Here is a 25,710-nt window from a genome sequence, read left to right as displayed (position 1 = left end):
CGCCCCTCAGACCGGCAGCCGCCGGTACAGCGGGCGCGGGACGTGCCGCAGCGCCGACATCACCACCCGCAGCGAACCGGGCACCCACACCGTCTCCGAGCGCCGTCGCAGCCCCGTCACGATCGCCCCGGCCACCTCCTCCGGGGTGGTGGTGAGCGGCTGCTCCGGCCGCCCGGCCACACCCCGGGCCCGTACGGCGCCGGGGCGCACGACCATCACCTGTACGCCGGTGCCCTGGAGGGCGTCCCCGAGCCCCTGGGCGAAGGCGTCGAGCCCGGCCTTGCTGGAGCCGTAGATGAAGTCGGCCCGCCGGGCGCGCTCCCCTGCCACCGAGGACAGCACCACCAGCGAACCGTGCCCCTGCGCCTGGAGTGCGCCGGCGCACACCAGCCCCGCGGAGACCGCCCCCGTGTAGTTGGTCTGGGCGACCCGGACCGCCGCCGCCGGCTCCTCCTCGTCGCGCGCCTGGTCCCCGGCGATCCCGAACGCCATCAGCACCACATCGATGTCGCCCTCCGCGAAGACCTTGCCCAGCACCTCCTCGTGCGCGGCGGGGTCCAGCGCGTCGAAGGCGACCGTCCGCACATCGGCGCCCCGGTCGCGCAGCTCGACGGCGGCCGCCTCCAGGGCGGGGGAGGGGCGGCCCGCCAGCCAGACCCGGCGGGTGCGCAGGGCGATCAGACGGCGCGCGGTGGCCAGGGCGATCTCGGAGGTGCCGCCGAGGACGAGCAGGGACTGCGGGGCACCGAAGGCGTCCTTCACGGAACACTCCTTTTCAGGGGGCGGCACGGATCCAGGGGTGGGGGAGCGGGAACTCAGGTACGTCACAGGCCGAGCCGGCGGGCCAGGTCCGAGCGGAACGCGTCCGTCGGGTCCAGCTCCGCCCGCAGCTCCCGGAACGCACCGAGCCGGGGGTACATCGCGGCCGCCGTCTCCGGGCGGGTCCGGGAGTCCTGCGCCAGGCAGACCCGGCCCCCGGCCGCAGCCACCTCCGCGTCGAGCCCGTCCAGGAAGCGGGCCAGGCCGGGCAGGGCGGCGGGCAGGTCGAGGGCCAGCGTCCAGCCGGGCGCGGGGAACGACAGCCACCCCGGCGAAGGGGCGCCGAACCGCTGGAGCGTGGCCCCGAACGCGGGACACCGCCGCGCCGAGATCCGCCGCACCACGCGGTGCAGGGCCTCCTCCTGCCCGTATCCGACCGCGAACCGGTAGCGCACGAGCCCGGCGCGCCCGTGCAGCCGGTTCGCGTCTGGAAGGGCGTCCAGCGGGTGGAAGAAGGCGGCGGCGGTCCGGAGCTCACCGGTCCGGGAGCGGGGCGCGCCGCGGTAGCGGACCTCGTTGAGGAGGGCGGCGGAGGTCCGGCCCAGCAGGCCGCCGGGGAGGGCCGGCAGGGCGGGCCACGGGCCGCTCCGGCCGTAGGCCGCCGTGCGCGGGGCGCGCATTGTGCGCCGGGCGTGCGCTGGTAGTACGGAGAGGGGCGCGTGCTCCCCCTGGGTGAGGACGCCGCGCCCGGTCGCCCGGCCCCGCGCCAGCAGGTCGATCCAGGCGGAGGCGTACGGCAGCCGGTCGCCGCCGTCCGTGAAGCCGGCTGTGAAGCGGGCCAGCAGGTCGTCCAGGTCCGTGGCCCGCTCGGTGGAGACGGAGATCAACGGGGTGGCCACGCGCTTCAGCCGGAGGGTGGCGGAGAGGATCACCCCGGTCAGCCCCAGGCCGCCGGTGGTCGCGTCGAAGAGGGCGGTGCCGGGCGTCACCGTACGCACCTCGCCGTCGGCGGTGAGGAGCTCCAGCGCGTCGACGTGCCGGGCGAGCGAACCTGCGCCCGGGTGGTCGCGGCCGTGCACGTCGGAGGCGATCGCACCGCCCACGGTGATCCTGCCGGTCCCGGGCACGACCGGCAGGAACCAGCCGCGCGGCAGCAGGATCCGCAGCAGCCGCTCCAGGCTCACCCCGGCGTCGCAGCGGACCGTTCCCGCCCCCTCGTCCAGGGCGCGGACGCGGTCCAGGCCCGTCATGTCGAGCACCGAGCCGCCCGCGTTCTGCGCCGCGTCACCGGGCGCCCGCCCGAGCCCCCGGGCGATGGCGCCCCGGGGCCCGCGGCCCCGGACGACGGCAGCCGCTTCCTCGTACGTACGGGGGCGAAACCGTACGGCGGTGGTCGGGGCGGTGCGGCCCCAGCCGGTCAAGGACACCGTGTCGACGGACATGCCCGTGACCGTAGCCCCGGGCGTATCGTCCAGGAAAACCTATTCGTCCCCTTTGTTACATCGCTCACCGGAATGGGTGACGGAGTGTGGGGCACCGGGGCGCCGCGTACTCCGTCCGGACGCGTCCGGAAGAGTCCTCGGTGCGGTCCGCCGGTTTTCCGGGCCCGGGAGGGTACGCGTAGGTCCATGGACTGGCTCAAGAAACTCCCCGTCGTCGGGCCGCTCGTCTCCCGGCTGATGGAGACGCACGCCTGGCGCTCCTACGAGCGGCTGGACCGGGTCCACTGGGCCAGGCTCGCCGCCGCGATCACCTTCATCAGTTTCCTGGCGCTCTTCCCGCTGATCGCGGTCGGCGCGGCGGTCGCGGCCGCGCTGCTGAGCGACAAGCAGCTCGACACCATCAAGGACAAGATCGCCGATCAGGTGCCGGGCATCTCCGACCAGCTCGGCATCGACGGACTGGTGGCCAACGCGGGCACGGTCGGTCTGGTGGCCGGTGCGCTGCTGCTGTTCACCGGCATCGGCTGGGTCGGCTCGATGCGGGAGTGCCTGCGCGCGGTCTGGGAGCTGGACGACGTCCAGGAGGCCAACCCGGTCGTCGCCAAGCTCAAGGACGCCGTGCTGCTGGTGGGACTCGGGGGAGCGGCGCTCGCCACCCTGGCGGTCTCCACGGCCGGCTCGACGGCCGTCGGGTGGACCGCCGACCTCATCGGCATCCCCGAGGGCGGTGCGGGCGGCGTCCTGCTCCGGGTGGCCGCGCTGGTGGTGGCGGTCCTCGCCGACTTCCTGCTGCTGCTCTATCTGCTGTCGCTGCTGCCGGGGGTCGAGCCGCCCCGGCGCCGTCTCGTGGTCGCCGCCCTGATCGGCGCGGTCGGCTTCGAACTGCTCAAGCTGCTGCTCGGGAGCTATATGAGGGACGTCGCGGGCAAGAGCATGTACGGCGCGTTCGGCGTGCCGATCGCGCTGCTGCTGTGGATCAACTTCACCGCGAAACTGCTGCTGTTCTGCGCCGCCTGGACCGCGACCGGCAGCAAGGAGGAGGAAGGCGTGGGCCGGGCGGAGGACGCGCCGGAGACGGGGACGGGGGATGCCGCCGGCGCCGTGGCGCCCGGCGGCTCCACCCGCGCCTAGGACTTCTCGGCCGGGCCGGTCGGGTCGGCTGAGGTCGAGGCGGTCGGGCCGGTCGGTTCGGCCGCTTCGGTCGCACCGACCGAAGTCTTCGGCTCGGCCTGCTCGTCCTGCTCGGCCGGGTCGGCAGGCTTGGTGGGCTCGGCCGCATCGGCCGTGGCCGGGGTGCGGCGGGCCAGGCCCGGCAGCGGCCAGCGCCGGTTGACCAGGAAGACCCCGGCTGCGAGGACCACCAGCAGGCCGCCGACGACCGCCAGCGCGATCCCGACCCCGCCCGAGCCCCGCCCGGCCGTCGCCGCGTGCGCGGCCTTCGCCTGGCCCCCGGAGCCCTGGTCCGCCCCGGCGGCCGACTGTGCGCCCTTCCCGCCGTTCGCGCTCCCGGTGTCCACGGACTTCGGGGGCACCAGCTGGCCGACCGGGGTCACCTTGCCGCTCGCGGCGAAGCCCCAGTCCAGGAGGTGGGCGGCCTCCTTGTAGACGGCGTGGCTCTCCTCCGCCGACGGGTTCATGACGGTGACCAGCAGCACCCGGCCGTCGCGCTCGGCGACGCCGGTGAAGGTGTTGCCGGCGTGGGTGGTGTAGCCGTTCTTGACGCCCGCGATGCCCTTGTACGGGTCCACGCCGTTGTCCCCGGTGATCAGCCGGTTGGTGTTCTGGATCTCGAAGCTCTCGCGCTTCTTCCCCTTCTTCTCCTCACCGGGGAAGTCGGCGGAGGCGGTCGCCGCGTACTCGCGGAAGTCCTTCTTCTGCATACCGCTGCGGGCGATCAGCGTCAGGTCGTAGGCGCTGGAGACCTGCCCCGGGGCGTCGTAGCCGTCCGGCGAGACCACCGTCGTGTCCAGCGCCTGGAGCTCCTCGGCGTGCTTCTGCATCGCCGTCACCGTCTTGGGGACACCCCCGTACATCTCCGAGAGCACGTGCACCGCGTCGTTGCCCGACCGCAGGAAGACGCCGAGCCACAGATCGTGGACCGTGTACGTGTGGTCCTCCTTGATGCCCACCAGACTGCTGCCCTCGCCGACCCCCGTCAGGTCGCTGTCCGTCACCGTGTGGGTCAGGGTGGTGGGCTGGAGCGCGGGCAGGACCGTGTCCGCGAACAGCATCTTCAGGGTGGAGGCGGGGGGCAGCCGCCAGTGCGCGTTGTGCGCGGCCAGGATGTCGCCGCTCTCCGCGTCCGCGACGACCCACGAGCGACCGGACAGCTTCTTGGGCAGCACCGGTGCTCCCGGTCCCAGGTTGACCTGGGGGCCCGTCTTGGCGAGCTGCTCCCCGCCGAGGCTCGACATCGTGCTCGGTGGCTTGGGCTGCTTGTCGTCCTGCTTGTCCTTGTCGGCCGCGAACGCGGGGGTGAGGGCAAGACCGGACAGCAGGGCGGCGGAGATGACCGTCGAAGCGATCTTTTTCAGAGCAGGCACGGTCGAAAAAGTACAGGGCAAAGATGTGGATGCGGACCCCGACCGGCTGACCCGCCGGAGGGACGGCCGGGACTGCCCCTTTCGGACGCCACCCCGGGCGAGGGGCCCGGAGGGTGGCGGCGATACTGGATCCATGAAGCTCAGCCGCCCCGTCTCCTGGTTCCTGCTCGTCTTCGGGGTGTGGAGCTGGTTCATCTGGATCACTTTCGTCAAGAACCTGTGGCAGGACGGCAGCGGGCTCGCGTTCGACGACGCGGGAGAGCCGACCGGGTACTTCTGGGTACACCTGCTGCTCGCCATCACGTCCTTTCTTCTGGGGACGGTGGTCGGCGCGATCGGGTTGCGTGGCGTCAGAGCTTTGCGCGACGAGCGCGCATGACGACAGGAACGTGGGTAAGCGCGGATGGCAGCAGTGGTCTTCGTCCTGGTGGCGCTCGTGGTATTGGCGCTGCTCGCGAGTGTGCACCGCTATGTGTGGCGCCGGTTCGTCGGTGACACGACGGCTCCGGGCAGCACACTGCGCAAGGTGGGCACCGTCGCCGCCTTCGTGCTGCCCCTGCTGAGCCTGGGAGCCATGACCTCCGGCCGGATCGGCGCGCCCTTCTGGCTCCAGCAGGTGCTCGCCTGGCCGGGCTTCCTGTGGCTGGCCGCCCTGCTGTACCTGACGCTGGCTCTGCTGGTGGGCGAGGCCGTCCGCCCGCTCCTGAGCCGGGTGCTCGCCCGGCGCGATGCGGCGGCCGCCGCCCGGACCACGACCGGAACCGGAACCTCCGTCCCGGCGGCGGACGGAACCGTGGCCGCGACGGCGAGCGGAACCCGTCCCCGTACGGAAGAACTCGTCCCGGCGGGCCCGCCCCGCCCCGCCACCCCGGCCGACCGGACTCCGGCGACCGCACCGCCCGCCGAACCGGAAGCGGAAGCGGTACGGGATGCGGAAGCGGCCGCGCAGGCGGAAACGGAAGCGAAAGCGGCGGCCGGCGCCCCGGGAATCACGCACCCCTCCCGGCGGCTCTTCGTCTCCCGGGTCGTCGGCGGCGCCGCTGCCGCCGCCGGGCTCGCCACCGTCGGGTACGGGACCCACAACGTGCTGAGCGGGCCGAGCGTCCAGCGCATCACCGTGCCGCTCGCCAAACTGCCCCGCGCCGCCCACGGCTTCCGGATCGCCGTGGTCAGCGACATCCATATCGGCCCGATCCTCGGCCGCGCCCACACCCGGCGCATCGTCGACACGATCAACTCCACCTCGCCCGACCTGGTCGCCGTCGTCGGTGACCTGGTCGACGGGTCCGTGGCCGATCTCGGCTCCGCCGCCGAACCGCTGGCCGGGCTGCGGTCACGGCACGGCAGCTTCTTCGTCACCGGCAACCACGAGTACTTCTCCGGCGCGGCCCAGTGGGTCGACCACGTAAGGGAGCTGGGGCTGATCCCGCTGGAGAACGCCCGGGCGGAGCTGGGCGGCTTCGACCTCGCGGGGGTCAACGACATCGCGGGGGAGACCGAGGGCCAGGGTCCCGACTTCGTCCGCGCGCTCGGCGACCGGGACCGCTCCCGGGCCGCCGTCCTCCTCGCGCACCAGCCGGTCGTCATCCACGACGCCGTCGAGCACGGCGTCGACCTCCAGCTCTCCGGCCACACCCACGGCGGACAGCTCTGGCCGGGGAACTACCTCGCCGAGCTGGCCAACCCGACCGTCGCCGGGCTCGAACGGTACGGCGACACGCAGCTGTTCGTCTCCCGCGGGGCGGGCGCCTGGGGACCGCCGGTACGGGTCGGCGCCCCGGCCGACATCACGGTCGTCGAACTCGCCTCGCGCCAGGCCTAGACCCAGCCCTCCCGCCTCCGGATGCGTTGCGGTTGCGATCATGCGATCTTCAACAAAACTGCACCGTAACGTCACGCTCCGCTACGGAAAACCGCAGGTCGGAGGCGGGAAACGGCCTTTTCGGACACGCTGTGTCGAACGTGTCCAACAAAAGGCTGTGAGCGCCCCATTTACTCTTCCAGATGTGAAAATCGTGTGATTGGGTAAGCGCGAACGTGCGGCGGTATGCGTGTCTGAGCGCAACTGCCGTAGTGGGGCTGGTAAGGGAGAGCACGGCAATGCGGTCGGTCCGGGTACGGATTCTCGCGATTTTCGCGGTTTTGGTCATCGCAGGCGTCGGCGCCTGGCAACTGCTCCCGACGGGGGAGGCGAAGACCGACGCGATCACTGTCGGGACATCGGACATCGTCACCTCCCTGGACCCGGCCGGTGCGTACGACGCGGGCTCCTGGGCGATCTACAGCAACATCTACCAGTCGCTGATGACCTTCAAGCCCGGGGCGATCGTGCCGGAGCCGGACGCCGCGGAGAGCTGCGCGTTCGTCGGGCAGAAGCTCCAGACGTACCAGTGCAAGCTCCGTGACGACCTGACCTTCTCCAACGGCCGGAAGATCACCGCCGAGGACGTCAAGCACTCCTTCGACCGGATCTTCGCGATCAAGTCGGACGTCGGCCCCGCGGGTCTCTTCCCCACGCTCGACACGGTCTCCACCGAGGGTCGCACGATCACGTTCAACCTCTCCGGCAAGGACGCGACCTTCCCGCAGAAGCTCGCCACCGGCGCCGCGGCGATCGTCGACTCGACCAAGTACCCCAAGGACGAGCTCCGCAAGGGCAACCAGGTCGACGGCTCCGGCCCCTACGTCCTCAATTCGTACGAGCCGGACACCCGCGCCGAGCTGGTGCCGAACCTCAAGTACAAGGGCGCGCTCAAGAAGATCGGCGAAGCGGTCGACATCCGCTACTTCAAGGCGTCCGAGGACCTGCTGACCGCCTGGAACAGCGGCGAGGTCGACATCGCCCACCGCCAGCTGCCCGCCTCCAAGCTCGCCGAGCTGGACGAGGGCGACCCGGAGCTGCGGGTGACCGAGGCGGCCAGCGCCGAGATCCGCAACATCATCTTCAACACCCGCGAGAACTCGCCGTTCGGCAAGAAGAAGGTCCGCCAGGCCGTCGCCGCGCTCCTGGACCGGGGCCCGCTGGTCAGCAAGGTCTACCAGGGCACGGTCGAGCCGCTGTACTCGCTGATCCCCACCGGCTACATCGGGCACAGCACCCCCTTCTTCGACGCCTACCCCACGTCCGACCCCAAGCGCGCCAAGCAGCTGCTCCAGCAGGCCGGCGTGGAAACGCCGGTCGCCGTCAACTTCGCCTACCGCGAGGGCGACATGTACACCAAGGAGACCGCCGAGCTGCGGCGCCAGCTGGAGAAGGACGGGCTGTTCAAGGTCTCGGTCAAGGGCGTGGAGTGGACGCGCTACCAGAAGGGTTACGCGGCCGGTGAGTACGACATGTACACCGTCGGCTGGTTCCCCGACTTCCCGGACCCCGACACCTTCAGCCAGCCGCTCGTCGGCACCGGCAACGTCCTGCACAGCGGCTACTCCAGCAAGCAGATGGACCGGCTGATCACCGCCACGCAGCAGTTCAGCGACCGCGGCCGGACCTCCAACGACTTCAAGGAGATGCAGAAGCTGGTGGGCGAGGACGTACCGCTGCTGCCGCTCTGGCAGAAGAAGGACTACGTCGTCGCCAAGTCGGAGGTCGCCGGGTCCCAGTACCTCTCCGACGGCACCGGCTTCTGGCGCCTGTGGGAACTCAGCTGGATCTGACGGGTAGATGTCCCGGCCTCCCGGGCCGGGACATCGGCCGGTCAGCCGGCCGGCCGGGGCTCGCTCCCGGCCGCCGGGCCCGGCATGAACTCCACCAGCAGCGCGTGAACCTGCCGTACGAGCGGTCGCAGCACCCGGAACCGGGAGAGCGCGATCGCCCGTGCGGCGATCGGCGCGGTGCGCTCGACGAGCCGTCGGCTGCGCTCCGCGCCCGGTGAGCGGTCGTACACCCAGAACAGCACCAGACCCATCTGCATCAGCCAGAGCAACTCGGGCAGCAGCGGTGCCAGTTCGGGATCGCTCTTGGTGCTCGAACCGGCGAGGGTCTCCCGGTGGATGGAGATCGCCGCTTCGCGGGCCGCCACCGACTCGTCGGAGAACGGGGAGAGCGGACTCTCCGGGTCGGCCGCGTTCTTGAAGAACTGGGCGGCGAACCGGTGGTACGGCTCCGCCACGTCCAGCCAGATCAGCAGCACCCCCCGGATCCGGTCGGCCAGCTCCGGCCGGTCCGCCAGGACGGGCCGCACCGCCGCCGCGTGTTCGCCGGCGATACGGTCGTAGAACCCCTGGACCAGGTGTTCCTTGGAGGAGAAGTAGTAGTAGGCGTTCCCTACGGAGACGCCCGCCTCCTGCGCGATCGCCCGCATCGTCGTCCGGTCGTACCCCCGCTCGGCGAAGAGCCGGAGCGCCGTTTCGAGAATCAGCGTGCGGGTCTGCTCGCTCTTCGCGGCCTTGCCGGACTGAGCGGCCTTGCCGGCCTTGGCGGGCTTCGCGGCCCCGTTCTCCTGCACGTTCTTCTCTTCCTTCACCACGGCCCCAGATTAGCGGGGAGCCCACTGCCCACCCGGCGGCACGGTGCACGCCTGCCCCGGCCCGCACCGCGCCGCCGTCACCGAGCGGTACTTCGCCGCCGCGAGCACGGTCCCCCGGGCGAAGGGCGCCCCCGCCGGAGTGGTCAGCCAGTGGGCCTTCGAGCGGTACTTCGCCAGTGCCCACAGGCAGACGATCCACGCGGACGTCCCCCGGTAGACCTGCCCCAGGTCGCCGACCACGGTGATCTCCTCGTACGTGGAGGCGGGGTCCAGCTCCGGGAACCGGCGCCGGGCCTCGGCCGATCCGGCCGGTACGAGGTCCAGCGGGACGAGCTGCCGCTGCCGCTGGAGCCAGTGCCTCAGGTGGGTGCAGAGCGGGCACTGCGCGTCGTAGAGCACGGTGAGCCGGCGGACGGGGGCGTTCGCGGTCACCGGACTCACTGCCCGGGCGCGGGCGCGGGGGCCGACCACGGGCCCTGGGCCCCCGGCGGCGTCCAGCCCTGAGGCGGTACGGGCGGGGTCTGCTCGCGCTCCAGTGCGCTGCGGCGGCGGATGCGGCTGAGCACATAGACGTTGACCAGGTGCATGACGCCGAGCACCAGCAGGACCACGCCCACCTTCACCGAGAGCGCCTCGAAGAGCTCGCGGGCGTTGGCCACCCCGTCGGAGTTCTTGAGGTAGAGCGTGACGAACCCGAGGTTGACCAGGTAGAAGCCCACCACCAGCAGGTGGTTCACGGCTTCGGCCAGCTTCTCGTTCCCCTGCAGCACATCGGCGAGGAAGACCCGCCCGTTACGGCTGAGCGTGCGGGCGACCCAGACGGTGAGCGCCCCGCTGATCAGCAGGTAGACCACGTACGCGACAACAGTGAGGTCCATGCCCCACCCTCCTTTGAACGCGTTCAAAAATGCTTGTGGGCATGACTGTAGACCCCTTCTTGAACATGTTCAAGAAGGGGTCCGCGGATAGGTGGTCAGTGAGCGGTCAGCGCGTCCGCGATCTCCGCGCGCAGCGCCTCGCCGTGCAGCGACGGCAGCTCCGCCGGCATCTCGGCCCACTCCTCGGCAGAGGAGTCCACCGCCTCCCGGAAGCCCCGCTCGACCGGCTTCCGGGCGAAGGCCGGCGCCAGCGCCGCGACCGGCCGCAGCAGCCACCGCCCGCGCACGCTCAGCACGACGGAGACCTGCCAGGAGCCGTCCTCGGCCGGGCGCGGGGTCACCGTGAGACGGGCCTTGGCCAGCCGGTGCACCACCCTGCCGGTGACCGGGGCCCGGGCGGCCGGGGGCGCCGACGAGGGCCGGTCCAGCGCCGCCCACCAGGCGTGCGGGTCGGCCCTGGCACGGCCCGAGAAGCGGTACAGCGAACCGCCCTTCGGGTTGTGCCCGTCGAGGGACACCTCCAGCGCCCTGGGGGTCCGGGGCTCGCGCAGCCGCACCCCCACCCGTACGACCATGGACTCCTCCGCCATGAGGCTCTCCACCTGGGCGGTGCGGGAGGGCCGCCACTCGCGCAGGACGGTGGCCTCCTGCGCCACCGGGGCGCCCGCCGGGCCGGACGCCACCGGGGTGCCCGCCGGACCGGGCTTCTCGCCCTCCTCGGGGGCGTCCCCGTAGTGCACCCCCGGCTTCAGGTGACGCCCCTTCAGCAGCCGGAGGCCGTGTATCGGGCGCCCGTCGGACAGCAGGATCGCGCCGCCCTGCTCCCGGGATCCCTCGAAGAGGTCCACCACGGCCCGGCGGCCTCCTCGAACCAGTGGCGGTCCAGGGCGGCGACGGTGACAATGTGCTCGAAACGCGCCATGGCCGCGGCCCGGAGCTCAGGCGCTCATCGAGCGGGCCTGGTTGAGCTGGCCCATGACGGCGGGGAAGGTGTGCGGGCCCATCGCCGGGATCATGGTGCCGTGGTGCCGGCCGCCGCTGGTGACCGTGACCTGGACGAACCCGACGGTCCGCTTCTCCTTCATCAGCAGGAACAGCAGGCCGATCAGGCAGAACAGGGCGAAGATGATCGCCAGCACGATCGCGTGCGCCGGGATCTTCTCCTCGGTGCGCGACATGTCCGTCGCCGTCCAGACCGCGCCCCGCAGCGGCATCGTCCCGGACGGGGTGACGATCGCGTCGCTCATGACGGTGATGTCACCGATCGACAGCACCGGGACCCCGCCCTGACCGGGCACGCCCTGCGGTACGGGGAGGTACTGGCCGGGCATCGTCGGCTGCGCCGGGTTCGGGTAGCCGTAGCCGGGGCCGGGCTGCGTCGCCGACTCGGGCAGCGGCTGCGGATAGCCGTACGCCGGCGTGGCACCCGGCGCCGGGTACCCGTAAGCCTGTCCGTAGCCCTGTCCCTCGGCCATCGTCGGCGGGTGGCCGGGCTGCTGGGGAGGACCCCACTTGTAGGCGTCGCCCGGTGACGGATTCGGCTCGCTCATGGGGATCCCCGTTCTCTGTGCGTCTTCAGCTCCGCACGACCGTACCGCCCGCACCGGCCGGGCGGAGCAACAGGCCCCGCCCGCCTCGGTCGTGATGACCGCGGCGGGCGGGGCCTGCGAAGGTGCCGGGCGGACCCGGGAGGGGTCAGAAGCGACGCGTGATGAGCGCGCGCTTCACCTCCTGGATCGCCTTGGTGACCTCGATGCCACGCGGGCAGGCGTCCGTGCAGTTGAACGTGGTGCGGCAACGCCACACGCCGTCACGGTCGTTGAGGATCTCCAGCCGCTGCTCACCGGCCTCGTCGCGCGAGTCGAAGATGAAGCGGTGCGCGTTGACGATCGCCGCCGGGCCGAAGTACTGGCCGTCGTTCCAGAAGACCGGGCACGAGGACGTGCACGCGGCGCACAGGATGCACTTGGTGGTGTCGTCGAACCGCTCGCGGTCCTCGGCCGACTGCAGACGCTCGCGGGTCGGCTCGTTCCCCTTGGTGATGAGGAAGGGCATGACATCGCGGTACGCCTGGAAGAACGGGTCCATGTCGACCACGAGGTCCTTGAGGACCGTGAGGCCCTTGATGGCCTCGACCATGATCGGCTTGTCCGGGTTGATGTCCTTGATCAGCGTCTTGCAGGCGAGCCTGTTCTTGCCGTTGATCCGCATCGCGTCGGAGCCGCAGATGCCGTGCGCGCAGGAACGGCGGAACGTCAGCGTTCCGTCGATCTCCCACTTGATCTTGTGAAGGGCGTCGAGGACACGCTCCTTCGGGTCGATCTCGATCTGGAAGTCCTGCCACTGAACCTCGTCGGAGACCTCCGGGTTGAAGCGGCGGATCCGGAACGTGGCCGTGATGAACGGAGAGTCGGCGAAGCCGGCCTCGGCCTTGTCGGTCTTGTCCAGGGTCGGGGTAGCCATCAGTACTTACGCTCCATCGGCTGGTAGCGGGTCGTCACGACCGGCTTGTAGTCGAGCCTGATCGACTCGGCGCCGTCGGCGGCCACCTCGCGGTACGCCATGGTGTGGCGCATGAAGTTGACGTCGTCGCGGTTCGGGTAGTCCTCGCGGTAGTGACCGCCGCGGGACTCCTTGCGGGCGAGCGCGGAGACCGCCATGACCTCGGCCAGGTCGAGCAGGTTGCCCAGCTCGACGGCCTCCAGCAGGTCGGTGTTGAACCGCTTGCCCTTGTCCTGGATGGACACGTTGAGGTACCGCTCGCGCAGCTCGGCGATCTTGTCGACCGCCGTCTTGATCGTCTGCTCGGTGCGGAACACCATCACGTTGGCGTCCATGCACTCCTGGAGCTCCAGGCGCAGCGTCGAGACGCGCTCGGTGCCCGTGGAGTTGCGCAGCCGCTCCACCTGGTCGGCGACGAGCTGCGCCGGGTTCTCGGGAAGCTCGACGAAGTCGTTCTTCACCGCGTACTCGGCGGCGGCGATGCCGGAGCGCTTGCCGAAGACGTTGATGTCGAGCAGCGAGTTGGTGCCCAGGCGGTTGGCGCCGTGCACGGAGACACAGGCGACCTCGCCGGCGGCGTACAGGCCCGGGACGACGGTGGTGTTGTCGGCCAGCACCTCGCCCTCGACGTTGGTCGGGATGCCGCCCATGGCGTAGTGCGCGGTCGGCTGGATCGGGATCGGGTCCGTGTAGGGCTCGATGCCGAGGTAGGTCCGCGCGAACTCCGTGATGTCCGGGAGCTTGGCGTCCAGCTGCTCCGGCGGCAGGTGGGTCAGGTCCAGGTAGACGTGGTCCCCGGCCGGACCGCAGCCGCGGCCCTCGCGGATCTCCGTGTAGATGGAGCGCGAGACGACGTCACGGGAGGCCAGGTCCTTCATGACCGGCGCGTACTTCTCCATGAAGCGCTCGCCGTCCTTGTTGCGGAGGATGCCGCCCTCACCGCGGGCGCCCTCCGTCAGCAGGATGCCCATGCGCCAGATGCCCGTCGGGTGGAACTGGAAGAACTCCATGTCCTCCAGCGGCAGGCCGCGCCGGTAGCAGGCGGCCTGGCCGTCACCGGTCAGGGTGTGCGCGTTGGACGTCACCTTGAAGAACTTGCCGGTGCCGCCGGAGGCGTAGATGACCGACTTCGCCTGGAAGATGTGGATCTCGCCGGTCGCCAGCTCGAACGCGACGACGCCGGCGGACTTCTTGACCCCGTCGACCTCGGTGATCAGCTGGTCCAGGACGTAGAACTCGTTGAAGAACTCCACGCCCTCCTTGACGCAGTTCTGGTACAGCGTCTGGAGGATCATGTGGCCGGTGCGGTCCGCGGCGTAGCAGGACCGGCGGACCGGGGCCTCGCCGTGGCTGCGGGTGTGACCGCCGAAGCGGCGCTGGTCGATGCGGCCCTCGGGCGTCCGGTTGAACGGCAGGCCCATCTTCTCCAGGTCGAGGACGGCGTCGATGGCCTCCTTCGCCAGGATCTCGGCCGCGTCCTGGTCGACCAGGTAGTCGCCGCCCTTGACCGTGTCGAAGGTGTGCCACTCCCAGTTGTCCTCCTCCACGTTGGCGAGCGCGGCGGCCATGCCGCCCTGCGCCGCACCGGTGTGGGAGCGGGTGGGGTAGAGCTTCGTGAGCACGGCGGTACGGCTGCGCTTGGTCGACTCGATGGCCGCGCGCATGCCGGCGCCGCCGGCGCCGACGATGACGGTGTCGTACTTGTGGATCTGCATGGTTTCCTCTGGTCCCTCTGTCCCGGCGCCTAGCGGATGTTCGGGTCGAAGGTGAAGATCACCAGCGTGCCCAGCAGGACGGTGAACACCGTGGCGGTGTACAGCAGCATCTTGAGCCAGAAGCGGGTCTTGTCCCGTTCGGCGTAGTCGTTGATGACCGTACGGAGCCCGTTGCCGCCGTGGAGCATGGCGAGCCACAGCATCGTCAGGTCCCAGACCTGCCAGAACGGCGAGGCCCAGCGGCCCGCCACGAAGGCGAAGCCGATCTTGGAGACGCCGCCGTCGAGCACCAGCTGGATCAGCAGGTGACCGATGACGAGGACGACCAGGACCACGCCCGATAGGCGCATGAAGAGCCAGGCGTACATCTCGAAGTTGGTGCGCGAAGCCTTGGGCGTCTTGCCCGTGCGCTTGCGCGGGGGCTCGATCACCGGGGCCGGGTGGTCGACGTCGTACAGGCTCACGCCCTCGACATCGCCGATCGCGGCTGCGGAAGAGGTCTCGCTGGACATGGGCCTCAGCTCCCGAACATGTCGCGTACGGCGTGACCGAGGACGGGGTACAGGGCCCCGACCATCAGCACGATCCAGATGCCCACCACGGTCCAGAGCATCTGCTTCTGCAAGCGCGGGCCCTTGGCCCAGAAGTCCACGGCGATGATCCGGAGACCGTTGAGCGCGTGGAAGAGAATCGCGGCCACGAGGCCGTATTCGAGGAACGCGACAGGCCACGTCTTGTAGGTGGCCACGACTTCGTCGTAGGCCTCCGGGGAGACGCGGACGAGTGCGGTGTCCAGGACATGTACGAACAGGAAGAAGAAAATGAGGACACCGGTGACTCGATGAGCCACCCAGGACCACATGCCTTCCCGGCCGCGGTACAGCGTTCCAGCCGGCACGGAAGAACCCTCCGGGAGCGGGGATTAGGGTCGGCCGGCTTGACTGTCGGTCTGACCCGGCCGGGTACGGTCCACCGGCCCCGGCCATCGTAGCGACGCTTTGTCGGTTCGTTCGCGCCGGGGCCTCTGGTGTGATCAAAGTGGCAATCAAACAGGCACGTACGGGCTAGAGCCGCCCTTTCCCGGCCGCCGCTCCCCGGGGCCGGGCCCACCGGCCCGCCGCCCGGGTCACCAGTCCTCGGTCACCAGCTCGACCAGCCGGCTCCGGGCGAGTCGCCGCAGCTCGTCGGCGGTCACCGCCCGCTCCTCGTCCACCTCGTGCGCCAGCCTGACCCGGATACCGGCCAGGACCTGGTCGACGGCCTGCGAGGGCGGGCACGCGTCCAGGCAGATCACGAAGGAATGGCCGAATCTGCTCTCGTACGCCGCGTGCGCGGCCTGCAGCGCCAGGTGGGCGGCGCGGGGCGCGTCGTGGTGCAGACAGGGGGCCGGCTCGGCGGCGAGCGCCTCCGCGATGTCCCGGGGGGCCAGGTCGTACCCCGCCTCGTCGGAGGCGGCCAGCAGGGACGCCAGATCCGGGAAGGGGCGGTGCGCGGCCATCCGGTGGGCCCAGCGGAGGCTGCCGCAGCACTCCAGGAGCGCGGCCTCGGCGGTGGCGAAGGGGGCCTCGTTGAACCGGGCGAGACCGGCCGCGGGATCAGCCGGCAGTACGCCGGGGACCCCGCCCACCTGCGGTGGACGGCGGTGCTGCACGGGTATGGCGGAGCCCCCGGCCGGAGGCGTGGACTGCTTCGGCAGGCCGGCGGGGGACTCGCTGGACCTGGACAGCGTGGACTCCTCGAATCAACGACATCTGTGACCCTGAAGAGGGGCAGGAGGGCAACAAGGTTGCCCGACGGGGGCGTACGCGGGGTGAAAGTGGGGCGCACGCAGGGTGGAAGGAGAAGGAGAGCACGGGGTGGAAGGGGAGGGAGAGACGAATGTGCCGTAACGCTAGCGAGATCGGTCGGCGGCCGTCCGGGGGATCGGCCAAAAATCACCCGAACGGGAGAGTTACGGAACGTTTGGCGGCCGCCTGACCTGCGGTGTCCGGGCTTCCACCTGCTCATCACATGTTCTCGGTGGGCAGATCGTCGGCAAAAATGTCAACCTTTCAGCCTATTCACCCATCCCTGCCCCCTACCTGTCCCCTGGCCCCTATCCCGGAGGAATCTGACCGATGTCGCCCACGCGTGGTGCCCTCGTCACCGGCGCGGCTGTCACGGCCGCAGCCGCCGTCGTCCTCACCGTCGTCGTCTGGCCGGAAGGCTCCGGCAGCCACCCCTCCCGCGACGCGGCGTCACCGTCCGGGACCTCCGCCACGGCGGCCGCCCCGTCGCCCTCCCGCAGCTACCCGCTGTCCAGCGCCCCGAGCACGATCCCCGCGGTCCGCGAGCACACCGCGGCGCGCGGGCCCGGCTGGCAGCCGGGCAAGGACAGCACGGTCGTCATAGCCGGGGGCAGCCAGGTGCTCGCCGACGAGGCCCAGCTGCTCGCCAAGGAGCTGAAGATCCGCTACCGGGGCGCCGAGGCACCCCGCGCGGGCGACGTCGAGCTGGCCCTCGGCGCGAAGGACAAGGGGCCCGCCGAGTCGTACACGCTCACCGTCCGCGACCGGAAGGTGCGGATCACCGGCCCCGACGAGTCGGGCGTCTTCTACGGCACCCGCACCCTCAAGCAGTCGCTCAAGGCGGACAAGGCCGTGCCGGAGGGCGTCGTCAACGACCGGCCCGACCGGCCGCAGCGCGGGCTCAACCTCGACATCGCGCGCAAGCACTACAGCGCTGAGTGGATAGAGGACCGCCTGCGCGAGATGGGCGACCTCAAGCTCAACCAGCTCGGCCTGCACTTCTCCGACGACCAGGCCTTCCGGATCGAGTCGAAGACCCACCCCGAGGTGGTCTCGGACGAGGCCCTCACACAGGCCGAGGTCCGCCGCATCGTCGGGCTCGCCAACAGTCTGCACATCGAGGTCGTCCCCGAGATCGACTCGCCCGGACACCTCGGCGCCGTGCTCCGCGCCCACCCCGACCTCCAGCTCCGCAACACCCAGGGCGTGGAGTCCCGGGGGTCCATCGACATCTCGAAGCCGGGCGCGGCCACGCTGATCGACGAGCTGCTCGACGAGTACACGGACCTGTTCCCCGGGAAGTACTGGCACCTGGGAGCCGACGAGTACCAGGCGCTGATGGTCCGCGACCCCGCCGCCTCCTACCCGCAGCTCCAGCGGGCCGCCGAGCAGAAGCACGGCTCCGGCGCCACCATCGAGGACCTCGCCACCGGCTGGCTCAACGACCGGGCCGAAGTGGTCGAGCCCAAGGGCCGCACCGCCAAGGCGTGGAACGACGGCCTCTTCCGCGACTCGAAGGTCAAGGCCGCCAAGAACATCGAGATCGAGTACTGGACCGGCAAGGAGATCGGCGCCCGGCCCCCGCAGGAGTACCTCGCCGAGGGCTACAAAATGCTCAACCTCAACGACGAGTTCCTGTACTACGTGCTCGGCGAGCCGAACGACTTCGTCTACCCGACCGGCAAGCGGATCTACGAGCAGTGGACCCCGATGGTGCTGCGCGGCACCGAGCCGGTGGCGGAGCGCTACTCGCCGCAGATCCTCGGCGGCCGGTTCGCCGTCTGGGGCGACCTGCCGAACGCCCAGACCACCCAGCAGGTCGCCGACGGCATCAGGCTGCCGCTCGTCGCGACCTCGCAGAAGCTCTGGGACCCGCGGAAGCCGGCGCTGACCTGGGCACAGTTCCAGGAGCTGGCGGCCCGGACGGGCAGCGCGGGCTGACGGCCCCCGGGGCGGCCGGGAGACCGCAGGGATCGGGAGCCGGGGGTCCGGAAGCCCGGGGGTCCGGCGGGTCCGGGGGTCCGGGAGCCCGCGGGTCCGGCGGGCCGTAAGCCTTTGGACAGCGGAGCTGTCCACGGGCTACGGTCCGCCGACCGCGCGCTTCCCGGGGAGGACGTGAGGGGTCACCGACCACGACCACGCCCTGGGGGGAACGCCTCATGCTCTGTACCCGCTGCCGCATCAGAACGGCCGTCACCGACGACGGCCTCTGCACCTTCTGCTCGGGCACCCGGCCCCCGCTGCCGGACCATCTCGCGCCCGCCGCCGTCGGCCCCGGCGGTTGGCGTGTCGGGGACTGGCCGCGCTCGCCCGTCGGTCTGTCCTGGGCGGTCACCGCCCTGCTGGGCACGGTCATCGCGACCGACCTGGCCGCCATCGGCACCGGGCTGCACCTGCGGAACATGTGGCAGGGGGGCGCCGACGCCGACGACACGGCCGCCCAGGACAGCCGGGTCCAGTGGGCCGACCAGCTCCACGACATCACCACGAACTTCCAGGCGACCGGCTTCCTGGTCACCGGGGTCCTCTTCATCCTCTGGTTCCACCGGACCCGCCGGAACGCCGAGGTCTTCGACCCGAGCGTGCAGAAGATGGGCCCCGGGTGGGCCGTGGGCAGCTGGTTCGTCCCCGTGGCCAACTTCTGGTTTCCCTACCGGGTGGCCGACGGGATCTGGACGGGCAGCGCCCCCGTGAGCCCCGAGGGGGGCCGGGTCGCGGTGTCGCGGGCACTGCTCAACTTCTGGTGGGGCCTGTGGGTGGCGTCGGTCCTCGCCGACCAGATCACCGATCGGAGGGCCGGCAGCGTGGCGGGTCCGGACGGCCTCTGGCTGGTGGCGGCCGCCGACGCGCTGGAGATCGTCGCCGCGGTGGTGGCCCTCCTCTTCGTCCGCGCCCTGACCCGGATGCAGGTGGAGCGCGCGGCGCAGCCCCCGGTTCCCGCCCCGGCGGTCCCGGGCGCTCACCGGTGACAGCCGCTCAGAAGTGACGCTTTTCGGCCATTCGGCGCAGTACGCGATAGACCGAGGGAGACGTCGATGAGTCTGCTGGAACTGATCGAACGCGCCGACGAGCGAGCGCTCGCCGCCAGCGCCGTGGCCTGCCTGGACCGCTGCCTGCCACTGCTGGCGGGGCCGGAGGGGGCCGAGCCGCTGCGACCGCTCTGGGCGAGCTGTGAGGACGGGCGGGAATGGGCCATCCGCCTCACGGCCGTCCGTACGGCGATGGACCACGAGTCCGTCACCGACGGGCCGGCCGCACGGGTGCGCGCGATGCTGGGGGCCGCCCCGTCCGACTTCGCCCCCGCGCCGCTGCGGGAGTGGGCGGACGCCTGCTCGCTGGTCGCGCTGGAGATCCATGGGCGGTTCGACGCCCCGGACGGGGGCGCCCCGCAGGACGCCGACCTGCTGAAGGCGGCGCGCGGCGGGGCGGCGGCCGATGCCGGGCCGCTGGTGGCGGGGGAGCTGGAGCGGCAGGTCCGGATCCTGGAGATCCTCGCGGAGACCGCCGGCACGGCGGGCAGCGGAGCCGGGGTGCGCAAGGCCCTGGACCTGTCCACGGAGGGGCGCCGGGTGCTGCGCGCGGTGATGTCCCGCCGAGCCCGCATCCGGGGCTGACGGCGAGGGATCCCTCCCGTACAGGCGCGGGCCCCCTCCCGTACAGGGGCGCCGGGAGGCAGATTCGACGGTTGCGCTGCCGTACGCGAGTGCCGTGCTCCCTCCCGTACGCGAGCGCCGGGAGGGAGCCATGGCTGTTCCCCCCCGGCGCACATGCGACGGGAGGGGAGCGGTGACGGCGGTGGCGGCCGTCAGCGTGCCAGGGTCACAGCCTGGTCGGCGGCGCGCAGGCCGGACTCGATCGCGCCCTCGACGAACGCCCCGTACCAGCCGCTCGCTATGTCGGAGCCGGCGAAGACGAGCTGTCCGTGCGGCTCCTGGATGGCGGCCAGCTGGCGCAGCAGCTGGCCCGGCCGGCGCAGCCCCCAGCCGCCGCGCGCGTATGTGTCCTTGCTCCACTCCATCACCCGGTGGCCGACGAGCGTGGCCTTGGGTATGAAGCGCCGTACGGCCGCCTGGACCGCCGCCCGGTCGGACACGTCGAGCGAGGGGCCGGTGAAGCCGACGTACAGCCGTCCGCCAGGGAGTTCCTGCTGCGGGAGCAGCAGCTGGATCGGGCCGGTCTCGTCGGACTGCGCGTACACCGCCTCCGAGCTGCCGCGCACATGGAGCCACACCTTGGTGGCGTGCGGTACGCCGACGCCCTCGCGGGTCGCGTCGGTGTGCACCTTCGGCAGGCCCGGGGTGGAGGCGATGGTGTTCCAGGTGTTGACGGGGGTGGCGACGACCACCACCCGCGAGCGGTACGCCTGCCCGCCGCTGAGGCGCACCTGCGTCCAGGCGCCGGCCCTGCTGACGGACGTGACCCGCGAGTTGAGCCGTACCACCGCCCCGGACTCGGCGAACATCGCCGACAGCACCGAGGTCATGCCCCCGTCGGGCCGCAGGCTCATGGTCGAGTGGAACCCGTCGTACGTCCCGCCGGCCAGCTGGTACCACTGCGCCAGGCCGGTCAGCCCGCCCCAGTCGTCGCTGCCCGCGAAGGGCGCGGTGGAGCCCGCCACCCACTGGTGGTCCACGGGGGACAGGTCGAGCTGTTTGATGCGGTCCGCCAGCGACAGGCCGTCCACGGTCCGCAGCAGGTCCTTGCGGTGGAGCGGCTCCAGGGGGCGTTCGAAGTACTCGGCGGAGCCCGCGTAGAACTCGTCGAACAGGGTTCCGAGTCTGCCGAAGGTCTCCTCGGGCGGTGCGCTCCGGTAGCCGTTCCCGTCCGGCATGACGGCGACGGTCGGGGCGACGTCCAGGGTGGTGCCGATGGAGTAGCGCCTGAGCTCGCGCTCGACGAGCTGCTGGCCGGGGCCGAACCAGCCGCCGCCCCCGGCCGGACCGAACCGCCGGGGACGTCACGCCGCTGCCCCGGCGGGCGGTATCCCTAGGCCCTTTCGTCCGCTGCGGACAGGATCACGTCCACGAGCCTTTCCGCGGCATCCGGGCGACCGCGCGCCCTGGCCGCCGCCGCCATCGCTTCCCGGCTCGCCGGATCGTCGAGGAGCGGCCCGACCGCCTCCCGCAGGTGCCCGCCGGTGACCTCGCCGAGGAGGGCGACCGCCGCCCCGGACTCCTCCAGGTGGCGGGCGTTGTGGGCCTGTTCGTTCCCGGCCGCCGTCGCGAGCGGGATGAATACGGCGGGCTTGCCCAGGGCGGTCAGCTCGGCCAGGGTGCCCGCGCCGCTACGGGAGATCACGAGATCTGCCAGGGCCAGGACGTCCGGCAGCTCCGGTCCGACGAACGGGGTGAGGTGATACCGGGCGGCGATGTCGGCGGGCGTTCCTGCGGCGCGGGCGGACAGTGCCGCGACATGGACCGGACCGCACTGGTGCACCACGTTGGCGCGCTCCAGCAGCCACGGCAGTTCGCCGCCGACCACGTCATTGATCTGCTGCGAGCCCTGTGCGCCTCCGGTGACGTACACCGTCGGAAGCCGCCGGTCGAAGCTGTGGAGGCCGAGGCGGGCGGTCTGCTCGTGCAGGACCAGCGGCACCCGGCACATCCTGGCGGCGCGCCCGGCCGGCACGGCGACGTAACCGCCCGTCGCGAGGACGACGTCCGGCCGGAAACCGGAGACCGCGCTGCGCGCCTGGACGACCCCGAGCGGCACGCGCGCCATGTCCCGGACGTTGGCGGGCGACACCATCTTCAGCGGGTTCGCGTGACGCCGGATCTTGCCCGTGGCGACGGTCGTGAAGGGGATGCCCTCCGCGCTGGTGACCCGGGCCTCCAGGCCCTCCGCCGTTCCGATCCACAGGACGTCGAGGGTGCGGCCGGAAGCCGCCGGGCGTGCCTGCAAGGTGCGGATCGCGGTGAGAGCGGGATACGTGTGACCGCCGGTGCCACCGCCCGTCACGATCAGGCGGAGGACGGAGGGTGATCGGGGCGCGGTATTCACCCGGGGCAGTCCAGGCCCGGCTGACCAGGGGTTCAGCGGCCAGGGGCGTGCCTGGTCCGAGCTCAGGCGAAGAGGAGCGACGACCGGGGCCGCCACCCCCCACAGGAGAGGCCCCGGCCGTCTTCCACGGGGTCGCAGCACGACCCCGTACTCATCTCAGCGCCGCGACTGCGTTTTCTGTCACACCGCACCGAGGGCCGCGAATTGTTGCGAGTTGTACAAGTCATGGACGTGACCCCTGCCGAGCACGTAGCGTGCTGAGTCGCGCAGAGTGGCGCAGCAGTGGTGACCAGCTGCGATTGAGGACAGCAGGGCGGGTTGAGGGAGTGCTGGGGGACGACGCGGAGCTGACCGCCGCGGTGCTCGCGGCACAGGACGGGGACGAGGACGCCTTCCGTGCTGTGTACCGCGCTGTACAGCCACGGCTGTTGGGCTACATACGGACGCTGGTGGGCGAGCCGGACGCCGAGGATGTCGCGTCCGAGGCCTGGCTCCAGATAGCGCGCGACCTGGACCGCTTCAGCGGGGACGCCGACCGCTTCCGCGGCTGGGCGGCCCGGATCGCCCGCAACCGCTCGCTCGACCATCTGCGGATGCGCAGCCGCCGTCCCGCGATCGGGGGCGACGAGACGGAGCTCACGGGCAGGCCCGCCGAGTCCGACACCGCGGGCGACGCCATGGAGGCGCTCGACACCGACCGCACGATGTCCCTGATAGCCCAGCTCCCGCAGGACCAGGCCGAGGCCGTCGTCCTGCGCGTGGTCGTCGGCCTGGACGCGAAGAGCGCCGCCCAGACCCTCGGCAAGCGCCCCGGCGCCGTACGGACCGCCGCCCATCGCGGCCTCAAGCGCCTCGCCGAACTCCTCGGTTCCGAGCACCCGGACTCGCCCCGCCCCGCCGGTGCGCCCGCCCCGGGCGGCGGTCCCGAGGACGGGGACCGGGCGCCGGCCCAGGGTTCCGGGCGCGACGCAGGTCAGGGCGCGGGCGGCGGTGCGGAGCTCGGTGCCGTACCCTCTCAGCGCCCCGGTAGGGCCGGTCCGGCAGCGCCCGCGGGGGTCACTCCCGGTGTGACGCATTCGCGACCGTGGACGCAGAGGGACATGTGATGGCCGACGAGCAGGACGAGTGGCTCGACAAGGACGCGGCGGAGAAACTGCTCCGCGGCGAGCCGGTCGTACCCCTCGGCGACCGGGCGCGCGACAACGCCCTCCGGCTCACCGAAGCACTCGGCGCGGCCCGTGCCGTCCGCCGCGCCCCGGCCGGTGAACTCCCCGGCGAGGACGCCGTGCTCACCGCGTTCCGGCAGGCCACCCGGGCCGGCGGCGACCGGCTCGCCGGGCGGAGCGCGGGCGCCGCGCTCCCCGGGCAGCCCGGAACGCTGCACTCCGTCCACATCGGCGCCGCCCCCGCCGCCCCGCCCCGCCGCCCGCGCTGGAGCCGCCCGGTCCGTTTCGGCCTGGCCGTCTCGCTCGCGGGCTGCGCGCTCGGCGGAGTGGCGGTCGCCGCCGGTACGGGGGTCCTCCCGGGCCCCTTCGGCGGCAACGACTCACCCGCGCCCGCCTCCTCCGTATCGGCGGCGACCCCCGAACCGCTGGTGTCCGGGCTGCCCGCCGAGGACCCCTCCGCCGCGGCCGAACCGTCCCCGCCCGCCGACCCCGATCCGGTCGCCCCGCCCGAGAGCCACCGGCCCGGCGCCTCCGAGGAGCCCGCCGATCCGGAGCCGGGCGGACGCGGCACGGAGACGGACGACGACGGTACGGGGGAGAGCAACCGCCCCGGAGACTCGGGGCGCGAGGACGCCTCCAAGGGCCCCGGCGGCCAGGAGGAGCACCCCGACGGCTCCGACAACGATCGGGACCAGGGCGGCAAGTGGTACGAGAAGTCCGTAAAGGCCTGCAAGGCCTTCCGCGCCGGCACCCTCGACGAGCGGAGCCGGCGCCAGCTGGTCCAGCTCGCCAAGGGCGAGGAGAACCTGGAGCGCTTCTGCGACCGGCTGCTGAACGGCGGCGGCTCCGGGGGCTCCGGCGGAGGCGGGGACGACGACGGACCGGGTGACGGCGACGGCGGCTCGCTGCCGCCCGTCTCCTTCGAACCCGCTCCGCCCCTCGCCGAGAGCGACCGCCGGGGCGATGCCGGCATACGGGCGGAGTCGGAGGCGGCGGCGCCGCTGAGGGCGGCGACCTCCGCGCCGACAGCCCTTCCTGCCCGCTGACCTGCGCTTTCCTCCCCGTACGGCAACCCGGCACCGAGTGGGTTTCGGTCAAGTGTGACGTTTTTCGGGGGCCGGGCGCAGTACAGAGTGAGCCGACTGGTCATCGGCAGCGCGACGAGCCGGGGTTCCCCCCGTACCTTCGGCTCAGCGCATCGGCGCGGGCGGGACACGTTCCCCCGGTCCCGCCCGCGCCCTCTCTCCCCGTACCGCGTTCACCAGTAGATGACGACCTTGTCGCCGTTCTTCACGTGGTCGAAGAGGGCCGCGGCCTTCTTCCTGTCCCGGACGTTCACACAGCCGTGCGAGGCACCGCCGTAGCCGTTGGCCGCGAAGTCGGCGGAGTAGTGCACGGCCTGGCCGCCGCTGAAGAACAGGGCGTACGGCATCGGGGTGTCGTACAGCGTCGACACATGGTCCCGGGACTTCCAGTACACCGGGAACTCGCCCTCACGGGTCGGCGTGTACTCCGAGCCGAAGCGCACATCCATCGCCGAGACGACCCGGCCGTCGATCATCCACGCCAGGGTCCGGCTCTTCTTGCTGATGCAGAGCACCCGGCCGGTCAGACACCGCTTGTCCGGCTCGGCCACCGGCCGCTCGGTCGGCGGGTCGAGCTCGTCGGCCGTCGGCGTACGGGTCATGGACTGCAGCTTCCGCCAGGTGTCCGCGTCGGTGGAGCCGGTGGCCTCCGTGCCGCGCTTGGCCTGGAAGGACCGTACGGAGTCGGCGGTGACCGTGCCGTAGTAGCCGGTGGGGTTGCGCCCGAAGTGCCCGATCTGCCGCAGCCGGGCCTGCAACTCCCGCACCTGGGCGCCCTCGGACCCGGTCCGCATCAGGACCTGGGGCGGCGGGGCGGTGCTCGGCCGGGGTGCGGGGGAGGAGGGCGTGGGCGGTGCGATGGGCGGTGCGGTGGGCGGGGCCGACGGGCTCACGGGCGGGGTGCTGGGGGACGGCTCGGCCGTGCCGGTCCCGCCCTTGCCGTCGTCGGTGGGCGAGGGGGTGGGAGAGGCGGGCGCGGTGGTGGCCCGGGCCGGTGGCTGCCGCCGTGCGTCCGCCCCGGGGTCCTGCGGCCCGCACCCCGCCGCCAGGGCGGCTGTCACGAGCACCCCGGCGGTCACCCCGGCCGCCCGCCTGCCGCGCCGGTTCCTCCGTGTGTACGGGTCGCTGCCCTGGAGCCCCCGCGTGTACGGGCCGTCGCCCCCGCCGGCGTACGCGTCGCTCTCCGCGCCCACGTTCCTGTCGGCCATCTCTGCCATCCCCGACATCCCCGCTTCCCCCAAGCCTTCGTCCGGTCCGACCGTCCGACCGCCCGATCGGTCCGGCGCCTCACCGGCGCTTCCCTTGACGGATGCCCGTCCTGCCCGGTGATCGAATCCTGCGCACGACGCTAGTGGCGCCAGGTCACG

General features: G+C 71.9%; 25 protein-coding genes. 9 read left to right on the top strand and 16 right to left on the bottom strand.

Annotated features, from left to right (window positions below; all coding sequences use genetic code 11):
- Nucleotides 1–6: 6 nt before the first annotated feature.
- Nucleotides 7–762: a decaprenylphospho-beta-D-erythro-pentofuranosid-2-ulose 2-reductase gene (gene dprE2 / locus ACK8N7_RS12945; protein ID WP_403216246.1), complete on the bottom strand. Its 756-nt coding sequence runs from the start codon at nucleotides 760–762 to the stop codon at nucleotides 7–9.
- A gap of 62 nt (nucleotides 763–824) precedes the next feature.
- Nucleotides 825–2,201: a decaprenylphosphoryl-beta-D-ribose oxidase gene (dprE1, locus tag ACK8N7_RS12940; RefSeq protein ID WP_500442360.1), complete on the bottom strand. Its 1,377-nt coding sequence runs from the start codon at nucleotides 2,199–2,201 to the stop codon at nucleotides 825–827.
- Nucleotides 2,202–2,387: 186 nt separating this feature from the next.
- On the opposite strand from dprE1, the gene ACK8N7_RS12935 reads away from it, so the two are divergent.
- A complete protein-coding gene (locus ACK8N7_RS12935) occupies nucleotides 2,388–3,332 on the top strand; it encodes a YihY/virulence factor BrkB family protein (protein ID WP_403216250.1) in 945 nt (314 codons plus the stop codon).
- Here ACK8N7_RS12935 and ACK8N7_RS12930 read toward each other — a convergent pair.
- Nucleotides 3,329–4,744 (bottom strand): D-alanyl-D-alanine carboxypeptidase family protein, encoded by a 1,416-nt coding sequence (locus tag ACK8N7_RS12930; protein ID WP_403216252.1) that lies wholly within the window; start codon nucleotides 4,742–4,744, stop codon nucleotides 3,329–3,331. The genes ACK8N7_RS12935 and ACK8N7_RS12930 overlap by 4 nt on opposite strands.
- 133 nt (nucleotides 4,745–4,877) lie before the next feature.
- Between ACK8N7_RS12930 and ACK8N7_RS12925 the strand changes: the two genes are divergently transcribed.
- From ACK8N7_RS12925 to ACK8N7_RS12915, 3 genes are all read left to right on the top strand, one after another.
- On the top strand, nucleotides 4,878–5,123 hold the full coding sequence (locus ACK8N7_RS12925; RefSeq protein WP_015610857.1) for an SCO4848 family membrane protein: 246 nt from the start codon (nucleotides 4,878–4,880) through the stop codon (nucleotides 5,121–5,123).
- 33 nt (nucleotides 5,124–5,156) lie between these two features.
- Entirely contained in the window at nucleotides 5,157–6,566 is a 1,410-nt protein-coding gene (locus ACK8N7_RS12920) for a metallophosphoesterase (RefSeq protein WP_403216369.1), read from the top strand.
- Between the two features lie 278 nt (nucleotides 6,567–6,844).
- Nucleotides 6,845–8,398, top strand: coding sequence for an ABC transporter substrate-binding protein (locus tag ACK8N7_RS12915; RefSeq protein ID WP_403216254.1), 1,554 nt, complete (start codon nucleotides 6,845–6,847; stop codon nucleotides 8,396–8,398).
- A 41-nt stretch (nucleotides 8,399–8,439) separates the two neighbouring features.
- On the opposite strand, the gene ACK8N7_RS12910 is transcribed toward ACK8N7_RS12915, so the two are convergent.
- From ACK8N7_RS12910 to ACK8N7_RS12865, 10 genes are all read right to left on the bottom strand, one after another.
- The gene (locus tag ACK8N7_RS12910; RefSeq protein ID WP_500442358.1) at nucleotides 8,440–9,210 is read right to left on the bottom strand and encodes a TetR/AcrR family transcriptional regulator; all 771 of its coding nucleotides are present in this window, start codon (nucleotides 9,208–9,210) and stop codon (nucleotides 8,440–8,442) included.
- A gap of 9 nt (nucleotides 9,211–9,219) precedes the next feature.
- Nucleotides 9,220–9,651 carry a thiol-disulfide oxidoreductase DCC family protein gene (locus tag ACK8N7_RS12905; protein WP_032756523.1) on the bottom strand — a complete coding sequence of 144 codons (432 nt, stop codon included), beginning with the start codon at nucleotides 9,649–9,651 and terminating at the stop codon, nucleotides 9,220–9,222.
- A complete protein-coding gene (locus tag ACK8N7_RS12900) occupies nucleotides 9,648–10,088 on the bottom strand; it encodes a hypothetical protein (protein ID WP_500442357.1) in 441 nt (146 codons plus the stop codon). Before ACK8N7_RS12900 ends, ACK8N7_RS12905 begins: the two co-directional genes overlap by 4 nt.
- A gap of 95 nt (nucleotides 10,089–10,183) precedes the next feature.
- Nucleotides 10,184–10,939 (bottom strand): hypothetical protein, encoded by a 756-nt coding sequence (locus tag ACK8N7_RS12895; protein WP_500442355.1) that lies wholly within the window; start codon nucleotides 10,937–10,939, stop codon nucleotides 10,184–10,186.
- An 87-nt stretch (nucleotides 10,940–11,026) separates the two neighbouring features.
- A complete protein-coding gene (locus ACK8N7_RS12890; RefSeq protein WP_500442353.1) occupies nucleotides 11,027–11,638 on the bottom strand; it encodes a hypothetical protein in 612 nt (203 codons plus the stop codon).
- Nucleotides 11,639–11,783: 145 nt separating this feature from the next.
- A complete protein-coding gene (locus tag ACK8N7_RS12885) occupies nucleotides 11,784–12,551 on the bottom strand; it encodes a succinate dehydrogenase iron-sulfur subunit (RefSeq protein WP_403216265.1) in 768 nt (255 codons plus the stop codon).
- Nucleotides 12,551–14,305, bottom strand: coding sequence for a succinate dehydrogenase flavoprotein subunit (sdhA, locus tag ACK8N7_RS12880; RefSeq protein WP_403216267.1), 1,755 nt, complete (start codon nucleotides 14,303–14,305; stop codon nucleotides 12,551–12,553). The genes ACK8N7_RS12885 and sdhA overlap by 1 nt, the downstream gene beginning before the upstream one ends.
- Before the next feature lie 29 nt (nucleotides 14,306–14,334).
- Entirely contained in the window at nucleotides 14,335–14,817 is a 483-nt protein-coding gene (locus ACK8N7_RS12875; RefSeq protein ID WP_403216269.1) for a succinate dehydrogenase hydrophobic membrane anchor subunit, read from the bottom strand.
- Nucleotides 14,818–14,822: 5 nt separating this feature from the next.
- Nucleotides 14,823–15,203 (bottom strand): succinate dehydrogenase, cytochrome b556 subunit, encoded by a 381-nt coding sequence (sdhC, locus tag ACK8N7_RS12870; protein ID WP_031127342.1) that lies wholly within the window; start codon nucleotides 15,201–15,203, stop codon nucleotides 14,823–14,825.
- A gap of 228 nt (nucleotides 15,204–15,431) precedes the next feature.
- On the bottom strand, nucleotides 15,432–15,956 hold the full coding sequence (locus tag ACK8N7_RS12865) for a 2-oxo-4-hydroxy-4-carboxy-5-ureidoimidazoline decarboxylase (protein ID WP_403216271.1): 525 nt from the start codon (nucleotides 15,954–15,956) through the stop codon (nucleotides 15,432–15,434).
- 466 nt (nucleotides 15,957–16,422) lie between these two features.
- On the opposite strand from ACK8N7_RS12865, the gene ACK8N7_RS12860 reads away from it, so the two are divergent.
- From ACK8N7_RS12860 to ACK8N7_RS12850, 3 genes are all read left to right on the top strand, one after another.
- Nucleotides 16,423–18,033: a beta-N-acetylhexosaminidase gene (locus ACK8N7_RS12860; RefSeq protein ID WP_500442350.1), complete on the top strand. Its 1,611-nt coding sequence runs from the start codon at nucleotides 16,423–16,425 to the stop codon at nucleotides 18,031–18,033.
- 218 nt (nucleotides 18,034–18,251) lie between these two features.
- Nucleotides 18,252–19,061 carry a DUF4328 domain-containing protein gene (locus ACK8N7_RS12855; protein ID WP_500442349.1) on the top strand — a complete coding sequence of 270 codons (810 nt, stop codon included), beginning with the start codon at nucleotides 18,252–18,254 and terminating at the stop codon, nucleotides 19,059–19,061.
- A 66-nt stretch (nucleotides 19,062–19,127) separates the two neighbouring features.
- The gene (locus ACK8N7_RS12850) at nucleotides 19,128–19,706 is read left to right on the top strand and encodes a hypothetical protein (RefSeq protein ID WP_403216277.1); all 579 of its coding nucleotides are present in this window, start codon (nucleotides 19,128–19,130) and stop codon (nucleotides 19,704–19,706) included.
- A 191-nt stretch (nucleotides 19,707–19,897) separates the two neighbouring features.
- On the opposite strand, the gene ACK8N7_RS12845 is transcribed toward ACK8N7_RS12850, so the two are convergent.
- Together ACK8N7_RS12845 and ACK8N7_RS12840 are read right to left on the bottom strand one after the other, a co-directional pair.
- Entirely contained in the window at nucleotides 19,898–20,923 is a 1,026-nt protein-coding gene (locus ACK8N7_RS12845; protein WP_500442347.1) for a flavin monoamine oxidase family protein, read from the bottom strand.
- A 155-nt stretch (nucleotides 20,924–21,078) separates the two neighbouring features.
- Nucleotides 21,079–22,092: a UDP-N-acetylglucosamine--N-acetylmuramyl-(pentapeptide) pyrophosphoryl-undecaprenol N-acetylglucosamine transferase gene (locus ACK8N7_RS12840; protein ID WP_403216281.1), complete on the bottom strand. Its 1,014-nt coding sequence runs from the start codon at nucleotides 22,090–22,092 to the stop codon at nucleotides 21,079–21,081.
- A 326-nt stretch (nucleotides 22,093–22,418) separates the two neighbouring features.
- Between ACK8N7_RS12840 and ACK8N7_RS12835 the strand changes: the two genes are divergently transcribed.
- Together ACK8N7_RS12835 and ACK8N7_RS12830 are read left to right on the top strand one after the other, a co-directional pair.
- Nucleotides 22,419–23,198, top strand: coding sequence for an RNA polymerase sigma factor (locus tag ACK8N7_RS12835; protein ID WP_403216283.1), 780 nt, complete (start codon nucleotides 22,419–22,421; stop codon nucleotides 23,196–23,198).
- On the top strand, nucleotides 23,198–24,304 hold the full coding sequence (locus tag ACK8N7_RS12830) for a hypothetical protein (protein WP_500442345.1): 1,107 nt from the start codon (nucleotides 23,198–23,200) through the stop codon (nucleotides 24,302–24,304). Before ACK8N7_RS12835 ends, ACK8N7_RS12830 begins: the two co-directional genes overlap by 1 nt.
- A 212-nt stretch (nucleotides 24,305–24,516) precedes the next feature.
- Here ACK8N7_RS12830 and ACK8N7_RS12825 read toward each other — a convergent pair whose 3' ends face one another.
- Nucleotides 24,517–25,551 carry a L,D-transpeptidase family protein gene (locus tag ACK8N7_RS12825; RefSeq protein ID WP_403216285.1) on the bottom strand — a complete coding sequence of 345 codons (1,035 nt, stop codon included), beginning with the start codon at nucleotides 25,549–25,551 and terminating at the stop codon, nucleotides 24,517–24,519.
- Nucleotides 25,552–25,710 lie beyond the last annotated feature (159 nt).

The sequence above is a fragment of the Streptomyces griseobrunneus genome, from assembly GCF_046713465.1.
In the GTDB taxonomy this organism is placed as follows: Bacteria; Actinomycetota; Actinomycetes; order Streptomycetales; family Streptomycetaceae; genus Streptomyces; species Streptomyces microflavus.
Note: the sequence above shows the minus strand (reverse complement) of the source record. Positions and strands in the feature narration are given on the sequence as shown.

Coding starts and splice junctions, on each gene's coding strand:
- dprE1 (WP_500442360.1), bottom strand. CDS start 2,201: ATGTCCGTCGACACGGTGTCCTTGACCGGCTGGGGCCGCACCGCCCCG.
- ACK8N7_RS12935 (WP_403216250.1), top strand. CDS start 2,388: ATGGACTGGCTCAAGAAACTCCCCGTCGTCGGGCCGCTCGTCTCCCGG.
- ACK8N7_RS12925 (WP_015610857.1), top strand. CDS start 4,878: ATGAAGCTCAGCCGCCCCGTCTCCTGGTTCCTGCTCGTCTTCGGGGTG.
- ACK8N7_RS12915 (WP_403216254.1), top strand. CDS start 6,845: ATGCGGTCGGTCCGGGTACGGATTCTCGCGATTTTCGCGGTTTTGGTC.
- ACK8N7_RS12900 (WP_500442357.1), bottom strand. CDS start 10,088: ATGGACCTCACTGTTGTCGCGTACGTGGTCTACCTGCTGATCAGCGGG.
- ACK8N7_RS12890 (WP_500442353.1), bottom strand. CDS start 11,638: ATGAGCGAGCCGAATCCGTCACCGGGCGACGCCTACAAGTGGGGTCCT.
- ACK8N7_RS12885 (WP_403216265.1), bottom strand. CDS start 12,551: ATGGCTACCCCGACCCTGGACAAGACCGACAAGGCCGAGGCCGGCTTC.
- sdhA (WP_403216267.1), bottom strand. CDS start 14,305: ATGCAGATCCACAAGTACGACACCGTCATCGTCGGCGCCGGCGGCGCC.
- ACK8N7_RS12875 (WP_403216269.1), bottom strand. CDS start 14,817: ATGTCCAGCGAGACCTCTTCCGCAGCCGCGATCGGCGATGTCGAGGGC.
- ACK8N7_RS12860 (WP_500442350.1), top strand. CDS start 16,423: ATGTCGCCCACGCGTGGTGCCCTCGTCACCGGCGCGGCTGTCACGGCC.
- ACK8N7_RS12855 (WP_500442349.1), top strand. CDS start 18,252: ATGCTCTGTACCCGCTGCCGCATCAGAACGGCCGTCACCGACGACGGC.
- ACK8N7_RS12850 (WP_403216277.1), top strand. CDS start 19,128: ATGAGTCTGCTGGAACTGATCGAACGCGCCGACGAGCGAGCGCTCGCC.
- ACK8N7_RS12845 (WP_500442347.1), bottom strand. CDS start 20,923: ATGCCGGACGGGAACGGCTACCGGAGCGCACCGCCCGAGGAGACCTTC.
- ACK8N7_RS12830 (WP_500442345.1), top strand. CDS start 23,198: ATGGCCGACGAGCAGGACGAGTGGCTCGACAAGGACGCGGCGGAGAAA.
- ACK8N7_RS12825 (WP_403216285.1), bottom strand. CDS start 25,551: ATGGCCGACAGGAACGTGGGCGCGGAGAGCGACGCGTACGCCGGCGGG.